Origin of the sequence: Seohaeicola saemankumensis (genome assembly GCF_021021435.1) — a bacterium.
Taxonomy (GTDB): Bacteria; Pseudomonadota; Alphaproteobacteria; order Rhodobacterales; family Rhodobacteraceae; genus Seohaeicola.
On sequence record NZ_JAINWI010000003.1, the window covers coordinates 157,913 to 171,784 of the forward strand.

13 protein-coding genes are annotated in these 13,872 nt (G+C 62.1%); 1 reads left to right on the plus strand and 12 read right to left on the minus strand.

Annotation, left to right across the window (positions count from 1 at the left end):
- Positions 1 to 117: 117 nt before the first annotated feature.
- Genes glp through K7H22_RS00930 form a run of 6 tightly spaced genes read right to left on the minus strand, consistent with a single transcriptional unit; the run spans position 118 to position 5,107 of the window.
- Positions 118 to 1,311: a gephyrin-like molybdotransferase Glp gene (gene glp, locus K7H22_RS00905; RefSeq protein WP_230798654.1), complete on the minus strand. Its 1,194-nt coding sequence runs from the start codon at positions 1,309 to 1,311 to the stop codon at positions 118 to 120.
- A complete protein-coding gene (locus K7H22_RS00910) occupies positions 1,308 to 2,219 on the minus strand; it encodes a GIY-YIG nuclease family protein (RefSeq protein WP_230798656.1) in 912 nt (303 codons plus the stop codon). Before K7H22_RS00910 ends, glp begins: the two co-directional genes overlap by 4 nt.
- Entirely contained in the window at positions 2,216 to 2,698 is a 483-nt protein-coding gene (moaC, locus tag K7H22_RS00915) for a cyclic pyranopterin monophosphate synthase MoaC (protein ID WP_230798658.1), read from the minus strand. Before moaC ends, K7H22_RS00910 begins: the two co-directional genes overlap by 4 nt.
- Entirely contained in the window at positions 2,698 to 3,510 is an 813-nt protein-coding gene (trpC, locus tag K7H22_RS00920; protein WP_230798659.1) for an indole-3-glycerol phosphate synthase TrpC, read from the minus strand. Before trpC ends, moaC begins: the two co-directional genes overlap by 1 nt.
- Positions 3,510 to 4,529, minus strand: a complete 1,020-nt coding sequence (trpD, locus tag K7H22_RS00925) for an anthranilate phosphoribosyltransferase (RefSeq protein ID WP_230798661.1) — start codon at positions 4,527 to 4,529, stop codon at positions 3,510 to 3,512. Before trpD ends, trpC begins: the two co-directional genes overlap by 1 nt.
- Positions 4,526 to 5,107 (minus strand): anthranilate synthase component II, encoded by a 582-nt coding sequence (locus K7H22_RS00930; RefSeq protein WP_230798663.1) that lies wholly within the window; start codon positions 5,105 to 5,107, stop codon positions 4,526 to 4,528. Before K7H22_RS00930 ends, trpD begins: the two co-directional genes overlap by 4 nt.
- Positions 5,108 to 5,334: 227 nt before the next feature.
- Here K7H22_RS00930 and K7H22_RS00935 point away from each other — a divergent pair, with 227 nt between their 5' ends.
- Positions 5,335 to 6,987, plus strand: coding sequence for a divergent polysaccharide deacteylase family protein (locus tag K7H22_RS00935; RefSeq protein WP_230798665.1), 1,653 nt, complete (start codon positions 5,335 to 5,337; stop codon positions 6,985 to 6,987).
- 4 nt (positions 6,988 to 6,991) lie between these two features.
- Here K7H22_RS00935 and K7H22_RS00940 read toward each other — a convergent pair whose 3' ends face one another.
- The 6 genes from K7H22_RS00940 to fabI all read right to left on the minus strand — a co-directional run bounded on the left by K7H22_RS00940 (position 6,992) and on the right by fabI (position 13,739).
- Entirely contained in the window at positions 6,992 to 7,549 is a 558-nt protein-coding gene (locus tag K7H22_RS00940; protein WP_230798667.1) for a pseudouridine synthase, read from the minus strand.
- Positions 7,550 to 7,647: 98 nt separating this feature from the next.
- The gene (gene trpE / locus K7H22_RS00945; protein ID WP_230798669.1) at positions 7,648 to 9,156 is read right to left on the minus strand and encodes an anthranilate synthase component I; all 1,509 of its coding nucleotides are present in this window, start codon (positions 9,154 to 9,156) and stop codon (positions 7,648 to 7,650) included.
- 11 nt (positions 9,157 to 9,167) lie between these two features.
- Complete coding sequence (locus tag K7H22_RS00950) at positions 9,168 to 11,024, minus strand: peptidylprolyl isomerase (RefSeq protein ID WP_230798671.1); 1,857 nt, start codon at positions 11,022 to 11,024, stop codon at positions 9,168 to 9,170.
- A 96-nt stretch (positions 11,025 to 11,120) separates the two neighbouring features.
- Positions 11,121 to 12,296, minus strand: coding sequence for an aminotransferase (locus tag K7H22_RS00955; protein WP_230798672.1), 1,176 nt, complete (start codon positions 12,294 to 12,296; stop codon positions 11,121 to 11,123).
- A gap of 90 nt (positions 12,297 to 12,386) precedes the next feature.
- Positions 12,387 to 12,890, minus strand: a complete 504-nt coding sequence (gene gpt, locus K7H22_RS00960) for a xanthine phosphoribosyltransferase (protein ID WP_230798674.1) — start codon at positions 12,888 to 12,890, stop codon at positions 12,387 to 12,389.
- A gap of 27 nt (positions 12,891 to 12,917) precedes the next feature.
- Positions 12,918 to 13,739 (minus strand): enoyl-ACP reductase FabI, encoded by an 822-nt coding sequence (gene fabI, locus K7H22_RS00965; RefSeq protein WP_230798675.1) that lies wholly within the window; start codon positions 13,737 to 13,739, stop codon positions 12,918 to 12,920.
- Between the last annotated feature and the right edge of the window lie 133 nt (positions 13,740 to 13,872).

Here is a 13,872-nt window from a genome sequence, read left to right on the forward strand (position 1 = left end):
GAGCGGGCGCGATCAGAGGCATCTGGCCAGAGCGCGCGAAACAGGTAAATTCCCGTTTGTTCTGCCATTGTTCCCGTTTTGTGTCAACACCCGTGCTGAACAGCGGTTAATCCAGCATCAGCAGGACAGGGGCAGAACCGGAACAACCTCGCCCGCGTCGCGCGGGCCGTCATGGGCCGGACGCAGCACAAGGGCATTGGCCTCGGACAACACCGTCAGAAGCGAGCTGTCCTGACGGTCAAAGGCCAGAACCTCGCGCCCCTGTGTGCCCTCGCTGACATGGCCGCGCATGTAATGCGCGCGCGGACCATTGGCCGCGACCGGTGCCTGCAGCGCGGCGTGCAGAAGCGGGGGCAGGACATCTGTCAGTCCCAACATGGACCGCAGCATCGGCAACAGGAAGAGATGGCCGCAGACAATCGCCGATACCGGATTTCCGGGCAGGCCAAGATAGGGTGTGCCATCCCCGAAAGCCCCCGCGATCAGGGGTTTGCCGGGACGCATGGCAATCTTGTAGAAGCTTTGGCGCAGCCCGAAACGCGCGGCCACCTGCGCGACCAGATCATGGTCACCGACCGATGCGCCGCCGATGGTCACGATCAGATCGGCCCCCATCGCCAACTCGTAGACCGTTGTCAGCGAGGCTTCGGTATCCCGTGCAATCGGCAGGATACGGGCAAAGCCGCCGGCATCCTCGATCATGGCTTTCAGGGCAAAAAGGTTCGAGGCGATGATCTGGTCGGGGCGCGGGTCTTCGCCGGGCATGACCAACTCGTCCCCCGTGGCGATGATCGCAATCTCGGGTTTCCGCGTTACCGCGACATGGCCCGCATTCATCGCGGCCAGAAGCGCCAGTTCCGACGGACCCAGAATGCGCGGCGCAGTAAGATGGTAGTCCGCTGCAAAATCAGCACCTTGCGGGCGGATATTCGTGCCGTGATCCAGCGTGTCGTCCAAGGTGATCTGCGCCCCGATCCGGGTAACATCCTCTTGGATGACCACCCGGTCGGCCCCTGCGGGCACCGGCGCGCCGGTAAAGATGCGCAACGCCTCACCCGCGCCAAGCTGCCCCGCCCAAGCGTGGCCCGCAGCAGCCTCGCCAATCACCTGCAACACCGCGCCGGGCCTGCAATCATCCTGCCGAAGCGCATAGCCATCCATCGCCGAGGCCGCAAACGGCGGTTGCGCCCGTCCCGCTGTCACGCTTTGCGCCAGAACCCGCCCCGCCGCCTGCGCCAATGGCACACGCTGCGCCTGAAGCGGCGCCACCAGCGCCAAACACAGCGTCTGAGCCTCGTCTACGGTGATCATTCCACACGACCTTGCGAGGCTTCAACAAGTGCTTCTTCCCATTCGGCGTAGGTTTGACCTGTTGATTTAAAAACCCAGCTAGTTCGACCATTTGCCGAGCGACCAGAAACGATCGCAGCAGCGGCTGAGGGACTTGAAAAGGCATAGTTACTAGCAAAAATACGGTGATCCTCGTTTAGAACCAAAATTCCACTAGTCACGAGCTCATCATATAGTTTGAAGTAGTGTGTGTTGGAATTTCGGTCTCCAACCCAGGAAGACCTTGCCTGAGAGCCTGCTTGGACAATCAGTTCACCCGCTTCCAATACGGCAATGGCTTTTAAGCCCTGTCGAGGCATGTTGAATTCGAACACATTTCTGTCGAGCGGTGCCTCTTGTTCTTGCTTTAGCAATGATGGGCTACGCGTTTTCTTGAGGAACATGTCCACGCGGATTGCTGGAAGAACCATCATCAGAGTCTCAAGAAACCCTTCCATGTTTGAGATTGCTGCTTCCGATAGACTGCTACGCGGCGGCGTATTTCCATTCTCCAAAGGAATTGTTGCGACTTCCTTGGCAATCTCCACCAATCGCGATTCCAGATACTTTACATGAGCCTTGTGAAGATTGTTCGATGCTGACGTTATGAGGATAGCGTATTCCCACCATCCCTTTTTAACTACGTGGTCCCTGATGCGTGATCTCATGTCCTCGGCTTCACCTATGTAGGCCAGAGGCTCACCTTCGTTTTCGCCAATAAGGACATATACACCTGTATAGGACGTTTCTGAGCGCGCTAACCCTTCCATGATCTGTGTGCGTGGTACTCTGAGAACATGACCCGTCCAGTTGAAAACCTCGGCGGTCAGCATTCCGTCGGGTCGACCATCAATAAAAAACAGTTCGAGAGATCGACCTTGAACACTCATTCCGCCTCAAACCTTCCGGACTTGCCACCGTCTTTCAGCGTGACATGGATGCCGCCGATCTCCATCGCCTTATCCACGGCTTTGGTCATGTCATAGACGGTCAGCGCCGCCGTGCTCACGGCTGTCAGGGCTTCCATCTCGACGCCGGTCTGGCCTGTGGTCTTGACCGTGGCCTTGATCCGCACGCCGGGCAGGGCTGCGTCCAGCGTCAGATCCACCGTGACCTTGGTGATGGCCAGCGGGTGGCAAAGCGGGATCAGATCGGCGGTTTTCTTGGCACCCATGATTCCCGCCAGCCGCGCGACACCCAGAACATCGCCCTTCTTGGCACGACCTTCTGCAATGATTTCATATGTTTCGCTGGCCATCCTGATCCAGCCTGTGGCAACAGCCACGCGTGCGGTCACGTCTTTCTGCGACACATCGACCATATGCGCCTGACCCTGCGCGTCGAAATGGGTCAGGGTCTTGCCCGCCATCACATACCCCCGGGGCTAAGCGGATTGGCCAGCAATTGGCGCGTGGCCTGTTCGACACCGTCCTGCCGCATCAGGCTTTCCCCGATCAGGAAACAGCGCGCGCCATACATCGCCATATCGGCCAGATCCTGCGGCGTGCTCAGCCCGCTTTCGCAAACCATCAAGCCGTCCACGGGCACCTGTTTGGACAGGGTGCGCGTGGTATCGAGCGAAGTTTCGAACGTATTGAGGTTGCGGTTGTTGATCCCGATCAGGCGCGAGGACAGCAGGGTTGCACGCTCCAACTCGGCTGCATCATGCACCTCGATCAGCGCATCCATGCCCCAGTCATGCGCCACGGCCTCCAACTCCTGCGCCTGAGCATCGCTGACCGAGGCCATGATGATCAGGATGCAATCGGCCCCAAGCGCCCGCGCCTCGACCACCTGATAGGGATCATACATGAAATCCTTGCGAAGTGCGGGCAACGCGCAAGCGGCACGCGCGGCGGTCAGATAGTCCTTGGCCCCCTGAAAGCTGGGGGTATCCGTCAGAACGGACAGACAAGTCGCGCCCCCCGCGGCATAGGCCTGCGCCAATGCCGGCGGGTCGAAATCCGCACGGATCAACCCCTTGGAGGGACTCGCCTTCTTGATCTCGGCGATCAGGCCATATCCGGTGCGACTGGCGGCATGCAGCGCATCGGCAAACCCGCGCACGGGCGAGGCGGCTTTGGCCTCGTCTTCCAGATCGGCCAATGGTTTGGCAGCCTTGTCGGAGGCCACTTCGTCCAGCTTGTAGGCCTTGATGCGGTCCAGAATCGTTTCGGTCATCATGCCTCCGATGTGAGTTTGGCCAGAGCCGCCAGCTTTTGCCCAGCAGCACCGCTGTCGATACTCTCGCGGGCGCGGTCTACACCCTCGCGCAGGTCACTGGCCAGCCCTGCGACCACCAGAGCTGCGGCAGAGTTCAGCAAAACCGCGTCGCGATAGGCGTTTTTTGCCCCGTCCAGCAGGGCGCGCAGGGCAACTGCGTTCTCTTGCGGCGTGCCGCCCAGTATTTCCTCGAACGGATGGACGGGCAGGCCGAAATCCTCGGGATGCAACTCGGTCTCGCGGATCGTGCCATCCTCTTCCAGCGCGGCCACCCATGTGATGCCGGTAATGGTCATCTCGTCGGTGCCATCCGCGCCATGCACCAACCATGCGCGTTCCGATCCAAGCTGTCCCAGCACCTCGGCCATGGGCCGGATCAGGTCGCGCCGGTAAGCGCCGGTCAACTGGCGTTTGACGCCCGCAGGGTTGGTCAGCGGGCCAAGGATATTGAAGATCGTCCGCGTTCCCAATTCAGTGCGCGTTGGGCCGACATGGGCCATGGCTGGATGGTGCATCGGGGCCATCATGAAAGCGATCCCGCAAGTATCAATTGCCTTTTCAACGACTTGTGGCCCGATCATCACCTGAATTCCAAGCTGCGTCAGCGCATCTGCAGCGCCTGATTTGGAACTCAGATTGCGGTTACCATGTTTGGCCACAGGCACACCTGCCCCCGCCACAACAAAGGCAGTCGCGGTCGAGATGTTCAGCGTTCCCATCCCGTCGCCGCCGGTGCCGACAATATCCATTGCCCCCGCAGGCGCGCGCACCGCATGGCATTTACTGCGCATCACAGCAGCGGCAGCGGCATATTCGGCAACGGTTTCACCACGCGTCCGCAGCGCCATCAACAGACCGCCGATCTGGCTGGGTGTCGCCTCGCCCGCGAAAAGGATGCCAAAGGCGGTTTCCGCCTCGCTACGGGTCAGGGCGCGCTCGGCAGCAAGGCCGATCAGCGGCTTCAGCGCGTCGCTCATGCCGGAACCTTCATCACATTCAGGAAATTCTGCAACAGGGCATGACCGTGCTGCGAGGCGATGGATTCGGGGTGGAACTGCACGCCATGGATCGGCAGATCGCGATGCTGCAACCCCATGATGGTGCCGTCTTCGAGCCATGCCGTCACGTCCAGGCAATCGGGCAGGCTGTCGCGTTCGACCACCAGCGAGTGGTAGCGCGTGGCGTCAAAGGGGCTGGGCAGTCCGGCAAAAAGACCCTGTCCGGCGTGATGCATCGCCCCCATCTTCCCATGCACGATTTCGTGGCATCGCACGACTTTGCCGCCAAAGGCCTGACCGATGGTCTGATGGCCCAGACAGACGCCCAGTAGGGGGGTCTTGGTCTCTGCGGCTGCCGCAGTCAGCGCCAGACAGATTCCCGCCTGATCCGGATCGCAGGGGCCGGGCGACAGGATGATCCCTGCGGGGTTCATGGCCATCGCGGTTTGCACATCCAGCGCGTCATTGCGGCGCACTGTGATATCCGCGCCAAGATCGCCTAGATAATGCACCAGATTGTAGGTGAAACTGTCGTAGTTATCGATGAGCAGCAGCATCTGGCCTATCTTTTCCGTTTGGGGGCTGGAGACCCGCACCATGGTCGCGGTATACTTGTTCAGGCTTGCGCCGGAGCGTCAAGGGGCGCAACCCGGAAAGCGGCGCAAAACAGGGGCTGACAGGGGGCAGGTCAGGGCCATATGCGAAAGCGCATAGGCCATGCCTGCGACCGGAACAGCCAAAGGATGGCCCGGCACGAGGCCGCAGGCAAGGAAAGGGCGGTACGATGGCAACAGGTGCTTTTCGCGGAATATTGATGGGGACAGCCGTGTCGGTGATCGGCCTGTCCGCCCTGTCGATTCTGGCAGGCCCACCACAGGACAGGATGCCGCAACCGCAATCCGCCCCCGCGACGGGTCAAGCCGCAGCACCTGTGGCGCCATCGCCTGCAGAGTCCGCACCGGACACAGTGCCGCAAACGACTGAAACGACCACCACATCGCCCGATGCCGATGTTCCACCTGCAACAGCCGATGTGGATGTGCCCGCAGGCAGCGGCTTCAACGCCGCGCGCGAGGACCGGCAAGCCGCTTTGCCAAGCCCCGACACAGCCCCGCAATCGGCACCGGCCCCCGCGCTTGAGGGCGATGGCGCGCCCGCAATCTCTGCGCTGCCATCGACCGACCGGACGCCTGCCGCCGCACCGCAGACAGAACAGGGCACGGATACCATGGCCCCCCCGCCGGAAGCCGGTGATGCGCCTGAGATCGCCACCGCTACCGAACAGACCCCGTCGCGCAACGCGGCGCCCTCCGAGCCGCAAAGCCCCGCCGCGCGCGACATGACAGCAGTCCCCACGATCCCGACAGTCTCGACCGGACCGGCGCAACCCTTGGCCGATGATACCGCCGGCGCCGACAATCAGGGGCAGGATGAACCGCGCCGGCCCTTCTCGGACACCAGCCCGCGTCAGGAGGATGTGAACGGTCTGGCCGCAGCGTCACCTTTGCCTGCACAGCAACCCGCACCACGACGCCAGCCGCTGCCGATGATCGAACCGGCGCCGCCTGCTGTGGTGCCGGATCAGGACGGACCACGGGCACCCCAAGCAACGCAAGCGGTGCCCGATCTGGAACCTGTCGTGCGCCCCTCGATCGGTCGGCCTGCCACATCGCTGGTGGACAGACCTGCGCCGACCGGAGAGACAGTGATGTCCCCATCCGCCAGCAGAAGCGCCGTTCCCCTGCGCCGCAACGCGCTACCTTTTGACGACAGCGAGGACCGGCCCAAGCTGGCGATTGTCCTGATAGATCGCGGCGACAGCGTGGTCGATGTCGAAGCCCTGAAAGGTTTTCCTTATCCGCTAACCTTCGCCATCGACGCGGCGCGCCCCGATGCGCCCGAAGCCTCGGCCCTTTACCGTGCCGCCGGATTCGAGGTCATGGCGCTGGTCGACATGGCCCCCGGCTCGACCCCGCAAGATGCCGAGATCGCTATAGAGGTCTCGCTGGACGCGGTGCCGGATGCCGTGGCGGTGATGGAGGGCGACGCGACCGGATTTCAGGATACGGCGGCAGTATCGGGCCAGATCGCCGCTATTCTGGGCCAACGCGGCTATGGCTTGGTGATGTTGCCCAACGGGTTGAATACGGCGCAGAAGCTGGCCGCCAAGGATGGCGTGCCATCGGCCACCGTGTTCCGCGATTTTGACGGGGCCGGACAGGACGCCTCGGCGATCCGGCGTTTTCTTGATCAGGGCGCGTTCAAGGCCGGTCAGCAGGCCAACGGTCTGCCGGTCGTGGGCGATGGCGACGGTGTGATCATGCTGGGCCGGTTGCGGCCCGACACGATCTCGGCGCTCATGCTTTGGGGGTTGCAGGACCGCGCGCAACGCGTGGCGCTGGCCCCTGTTTCAGCGGTGCTGGGCGGGGTTGAGTGATCTCTCAGGGCAAAGGCGCGTCGCGCCATTGACCGGGCTTCAGATCGCCCAACTGCCAGTCACCGATCCGCTGGCGGATCAGGCGCAGGGTCGGATGGCCGATATGGGCCGTCATGCGGCGCACCTGCCGGTTGCGCCCCTCGGATATGGTCAGCATCAGCCAACTGTCCGGAACGGTCTTGCGATAGCGCACTGGCGGATCGCGCGGCCAGAGCCAGTCCGGCGCGGGCACAAGCTGCACCGATGCAGGCCGCGTTATCCCGTCCTTGAGGGCGACACCCTGCCGCAGCGCCTGCAATGCGGCATCGTCCGGCACGCCCTCGACCTGTGCCAGATAGGTCTTTTCCATCTTGTGTTTGGGATCGCTAATGCGGGCCTGCAACCGACCGTCATCGGTTAGCAGTAACAGCCCCTCGCTATCGCGGTCCAGACGTCCTGCGGGATAGACGCGGGGAATATCGACAAAGGTCGACAGGGTCATGCGCGGGCTGTCAGCACTGCCTTTGTCTGTGAATTGCGACAGCACGTCGAACGGCTTGTTCAGCAGGATCAGGCGCGGCATCTTGAGGCGCTTTCAAAACACGCAAAGACAGGGAATGCGGCGCGCGGATATGAGTAGTCAGGGCAAGAGGAAGGGCAGGGACGTGGCATCACATCGCCCTAGCTATTGCCGCCCGAAAACCGTGCGGCATCCGCCGCTGCCCGCCGGATCGCGTTGGATTTGTGCACGGTCTCCTGATATTCCGATTCCGGATCGCTATCATAGACCACGCCACCGCCTGCCTGAATGTAGAGCTTGGCATCCTTGACGATGGCGGTGCGCAGCGCGATGCACATATCCATGTCCCCGCCCGCGCTGAAATAGCCGACACCGCCGCCATAGACGCCCCGCTTTTCCGGCTCAAGCTCGTCGATGATCTGCATGGCGCGGACCTTGGGCGCGCCCGACACTGTGCCCGCGGGCATGCCCGCGAAAAAGGCACTGAGCGCGTCCTGATCCTCGGCCAGTTCGCCCACTACGTTGGACACGATATGCATGACATGGCTGTAGCGCTCGATGATGAATTGCTCGGTCGGGCGCACCGTGCCGATCTTGGCGACGCGGCCCACATCGTTGCGGCCCAGATCCAGCAACATCAGATGCTCTGCCAGTTCTTTCTTGTCGGCCAGCAACTCTGCCTCATAGGCGCGGTCCTGTTCGGGTGTGGCACCACGCGGACGGGTGCCTGCGATCGGGCGGATCGTCACCTCGCGGCCAAAGACCCGCACGAGGATTTCGGGGCTGGCCCCGATCACCTGAAAGCCCCCGAAGTTAAAATAGAACATGAAAGGCGAAGGGTTGGTGCGCCGCAGCGACCGGTAGAGCGTGAAGGGCGGCAGCGGGAAGTCCTGCGTCCAGCGTTGCGAGGGCACGACCTGAAAGATATCGCCCGCGCGGATGTAATCCTTGGCCTTCTCGACCGCTGCCAGATAATCCGCATGCGCGAAATTCGACTGCGGCGGGGCCGCATCGCGCGCCTCGCCCATCTCGCGGGTGGCTTGGGGCAGGGCGCGGTCCAGATCGCGCAGAGCGTCCATCACCCGCTCGGCAGCCTGCGCATAGGCCGCGCGCGCCGATTGCCCGTCACTCACCCATGCGGGCGAGACCACCGTGACATCGCCCTTGACCCCGTCCAGCACCGCCACGACCGTGGGGCGCAGCATCAGCGCGTCGGGCAGGCCCAGCGGGTCGGGGTTCACATCGGGCAGATGTTCGACCAGACGGATCATGTCATAGCCCAGATAACCGAAAAGCCCTGCAGAGGCAGCAGGCAGATCGTCCGGCAACGCGATCCGGCTTTCGGCGATCAGGGCGCGCAGGTTGTCCAACGGATCGCCTGTCTGGGTCTCGAACGCATCGGGATCGAAGCGGACGCGCCGGTTCAGGCGGCTGCTGGCCCCGTGGCACTGCCAGACCAGATCGGGTTTCATCCCGATGATCGAGTAGCGCCCCCGCACCTCGCCACCGGTGACCGATTCCAGCATGAAGGCATCCTTGGCCGCGCCTGACAGCTTGAGCATCAACGACACGGGCGTGTCGAGGTCAGCCGCCAGACGCGCATAGACGACCTGATTCTGTCCCGCCTCGTAGGCGCGGGCGAAGCTGTCGAAATCGGGGGTCAGTTCCACGGCAGGCGTCCTTACTGGAAGTTGCTATGCACCGCATTGATTGCGGGCTGGTCCAGCCGGACACCGGCCTGCGTTTGCAACTGGCCGACATAAGCCTGAAACAGATCTTGTGCCAGACCGGCTCTTGCACTGGCGTCCAGACGTTCACGCAGGGCAGCCACATTGGGATTGTCTTCATCCGTCGGCAGGATTTCGTCCAGCCGCACGATCAGAACGGTCGGGCCTGCGCCCTCGTCCGGCCCGTTGATCACGGCCAGATCACCGGGTTCCATCGCAAACACACGCTCCAGAAAACCGGGGGCAGTACCGGGAATGAACTCGTCGCGGGTCAGGCCGTTTTCTGCGATCACTGCAAGCCCCAGTGCTGCCAGATCACCCGTGCTGGCATATTCTTCCACCAGCCTGTCCGCCATCGCGCGCAACTCGGTCACGGTCTGCGCCGCACGCCATCCGGCTATGGCCTGCTCGCGCACCTCGTCCAGAGTTTGCAGACGCGGCGGCAAGTCTTCTTCCAGACGCATGGCAAAGATCCCGCCATCATCCAGTTCTGTCAGGGCAGGATAGTCATCCACCTGCAAAGCCTGCGCAGCGCTACGGAACGCAGGGTAGGCCGCGATACCTGAGTCCACTTCGGGCGACCATGTGATCTGCTGCAACTCCATCTCGGTATCGGCGACCAGTTCTTCCAGCGTGGCCCCGCCCGCCAGCATGTCGTCGATACCACCGGCCTGCGCCTCGATCACGCGGCGCGCGCGGTCGGGGGCCAGTTCGGCGGCCAGATCGTCGCGCACCTCTTCAAAACTGATGCTTTGAGCATTGAGTACGCCGTTGATGCGAAAAATCGCTGGCCCCAACGTGCTGGGATAGGGGCCGACAACCGTGCCGACCTCGGCTGCGAAAATATCGGCACCGGCACTGCCCAGATCGCTCTGCGAGACATCGCCCAGATCCACATCGGCCAGCGACAGCCCGCGATCCGCGACCAGCGTTTCAAAATCGGTCTCCCCTGCCGCCAATGCGGCAATGGCGGCCTCGGCAGCGGCGTCACCCGAAAACGCAAGACGCTCGACCAGACGGCGCTCGGGCGTGTCATATTCGTCGCGCCGCGCCTCGTATTCCGCGCGCAGGGCTTCTTCATCGACGGTGATCGTGTCGAGGATCATGTCAGGTGTCAGGGCTGCCACGGTGATGCGCTTGGCCGCAGGTGTGGTAAATGCCTCGGGATTGGCCTCGTACCAAGCGGTCAGTTGCGCCTCGTCAGGCTGGCTGACCGGAGCCTCCAGCATCGAAGCGTCCAGCGCTGCCCATGAAAAACTGCGTCGCTCTCCTGCGAAAGCCATGAGGGTATCGGCATAGGTCTGCGGCATCACGGCACTATCGACCATCGCACCTTGCAACAGGCTGCGCGCGGTCTCGCGGCGCAACTGGGTTTCGAAACGCGTCTCGCTCAGACCGGCCTGTTGCAGCGCGAAACGGTAAGCCTCGCGGTCGAAACTGCCATTGATCGACTGGAAGGCCGAAATTTGCAGGATCTGGTCGGCCACAACCTCGTCCCCGACCGACAGGCCAAGGCGAGCCGCCTCGTTATCCAGTGCCGCGGCGGTCACAAGGCGCGAGAGAACCGCGCGGTCAAGGCCGATGGCCAACGCGTCGGAAAAAGGCAGTGGCTCGCGGGTCTGGGCCTCGATCGCGCGGATTTCTTCCTGCAGGCCGCGGGCATATTCGTCGATATCAATCTCTTGATCACCGACAGAGCCGATTGAGCGCGCAGCGCCGGACAGATTGGTCGCGCCAAAGCCGGCCAGACCGACGATGAGCAGGGCCAGAAGTATCCAGACCAGAGTTTTCGTGATGCTGCCGCGTGCCATGTTGCCCCTCGTTTTTCGGGTGTTTTTACGTGTCGCAGATGTCTACGCGTTGCACAGGCGCGGGGCAAGGCTGGATCGCGCCCCTTCGCCTGACCGTCAGATTGTCAGACCGGCCAACCTGCGAAACAGCGTGTCGATTCCCTGCGTGTCCACATTGGCAAAGGCGATCCGCAAATGGCGCGCGCCGGTCGGATCGCCCTCGGGCACGAACATTGTACCGGGCAGCGCCAGAATGCCCGCAGCGCTGACCAAATGCTGCGCCAGACGATCCGAGGGTAGGTCGAAAGGATGCGCCATATAAGCGAAATAGGCCCCTACGCCGCGCAACTTCCAACCCTTGGCGGCCAGTTGCGGAAATGCGGCCTCGATTGCGGCGCGACGGGCAAGGATCTCGTCCCGCTCACCTGCCAGCCACTGATCCAGATTTTGCATCCCCCAAAGTGCGGCCATCTGGCCCAACTGGTTCGGGCAGATCGTGACCGTATCCAGAAACTTCTCGACCTGCGCCAGAAGGGCAGGGCTGGCCAGCATCGCGCCGACACGGTGGCCGGTCAGACGGTAGGCCTTGGAGAAGGAATAAAGCTGGATCAGCGTGTCATCCCATCCGGAATCGGTGAACAGATCATGCGCGGGACCGCTAACAGAGTGGAAATCGCGATAGGTCTCGTCCACGATCAGGGCGATCCCGTGCTGGCGTGCCAGATCGGCAAAGGCGCGGATCAGGGCCACGGGATATTCCACGCCTGCGGGATTGTTCGGGCTGACCAGCGTGATCGCACGGGTGCGCGGGGTGATCAGGGCCGCGGCCTTGTCCGGATCGGGAAGCATATCCGCGCCGGTTGGCAAGGGCACAGCCCGCACGCCGGACATATCCAGCCACATTTTGTGATTGAAATACCAAGGGGTTGGCAGGATAACCTCATCCCCTTCGGCGGTTAGGGCCATGGTTGCAGCGTTGAACGCCTGATTGCAGCCCGAGGTGATGGCGACCTGATTGCGCGACACGTTTCCACCGTAAAGACGCGCTGTGCGGGCCGCGACTTCGATCCGCAGATCATCATTGCCCAGAACGGGGCCATAAAGATGCGCCTGCGCGGTATGGAGCGCTGCCTCGGCAATCGCCTCGCGCATCGCCATGGGGGGCAGTTCGACAGGAGCGGCCTGACTGACATTGATCAGTGGGCGTTCGGGCGGAAACTGCACCCCGTCCAGCCAGCGCCGCGCCTCCATCACCGGAGGCGCGAAAGTCGAAGCGGTGCGGGTCACGGTCATGGCAGCCTCATTCAGGCGTGGCACGCGAAGCGCCGGCGCAGATGGATATTTATGGCAAGAAGACGCAGGGAGCGCGGGCGAAAACGCGCGCTAGTCCTTGCCGCGGTAGGGTTCGACATATTGCAGCGCCATGTCCCAAGGGAAGAAAATCCACGTGTCCTGACTGACCTCTGTGATGAAGGTATCGACCTGTGGGCGGCCCTTGGGTTTGGCATAGACGGTGGCGAAATGCGCTTGCGGGTACATGCGCCGCACCACTTCCAGGGTTTTGCCGCTATCGACCAGATCATCCACGATCAGAATGCCGGTGCCGTCACCCATCAGTTCGGGATCGGGTGCCTTCAGCACGCGTGCCTCGGACTGGGCTTGATGGTCATAGGACTTGATCGAGATTGTATCCACAACGCGAATATCCAGTTCGCGGCTGACGATCATCGCAGGCGCCATGCCGCCGCGCGTAATCGCCACGACCGCACGCCATGCACCGTTGTCGGGTCCGTATCCCTGTAACCGCCACGCAAGGGCGCGGCTGTCGCGGTGGATCTGGTCCCAACTGATGTGAAAGCCTTTTTCATGGGGCAGGCGGTCGGTCATGGCAGCATCCTTTGCGGCGTTTCAGGCTCAGTCGTTGCGGTTTTTGACGGCATCAATGTCAGGCGCATCGACCGCTTTCATGCCGACGACATGGTACCCGGCATCGACATGCAAGGTCTCGCCCGTCACACCCGATCCTAGTTCGGACAGCAGATAGAGCGCGGATTTGCCCACATCCTCGATCGTCACATTGCGGCGCAGGGGCGAGTTCAGCTCGTTCCATTTCAGAATATAGCGGAAATCGCCAATCCCGCTGGCGGCAAGTGTCTTGATCGGGCCGGCGCTGATCGCGTTGACGCGAATACCGTCCTTGCCCAGATCCTCGGCCATATATTTGACCGAAGCCTCAAGTGCGGCCTTGGCGACGCCCATCACATTGTAATGCGGCATGACCTGCTCGGCCCCGTAATAGGTCAGCGTCAGGGCGCTTGCACCATCGCCCATCAGCTTCTCGGCGCGCTGCATCACGGCGGTGAAGCTGTAGCAACTGACATCCATCGTCATCAGGAAATTGTCACGGCTTGTATCGACATAGCGGCCGCGCAATTCGTTCTTGTCGGAAAAGCCGATGGCATGCACCAGAAAGTCCAGCTTGCCCCATTTCGCCTCGATCTCGGCGAAGGCAGCATCGATGCTGGCCATGTCCGAGACATTGCAATCAATCAGCGTGGTGACACCGATACTGTCGGCCAAGGGGGCCACACGCTTGCGAAACGCCTCGCCCATATAGGTAAAGGCCATTTCGGCCCCCGCATCCGCACAGGCTTTGGCGATGCCCCATGCAATCGACTTGTCATTGGCCAGGCCCATGATCAGACCGCGCTTTCCGGCCATAAGAGTATTTGACATTGCTGTATTCCCGCCCATGCTTAACTTGTGTAAATCCTTTAGGGGATTGCAGGTGACGCATCAAGGCTTGGCGGGAAAGGTCCCCTGACGCCCTTTGCGATTTCAGGTTCGAAAGTTGTTTTTGTTGTTCTGG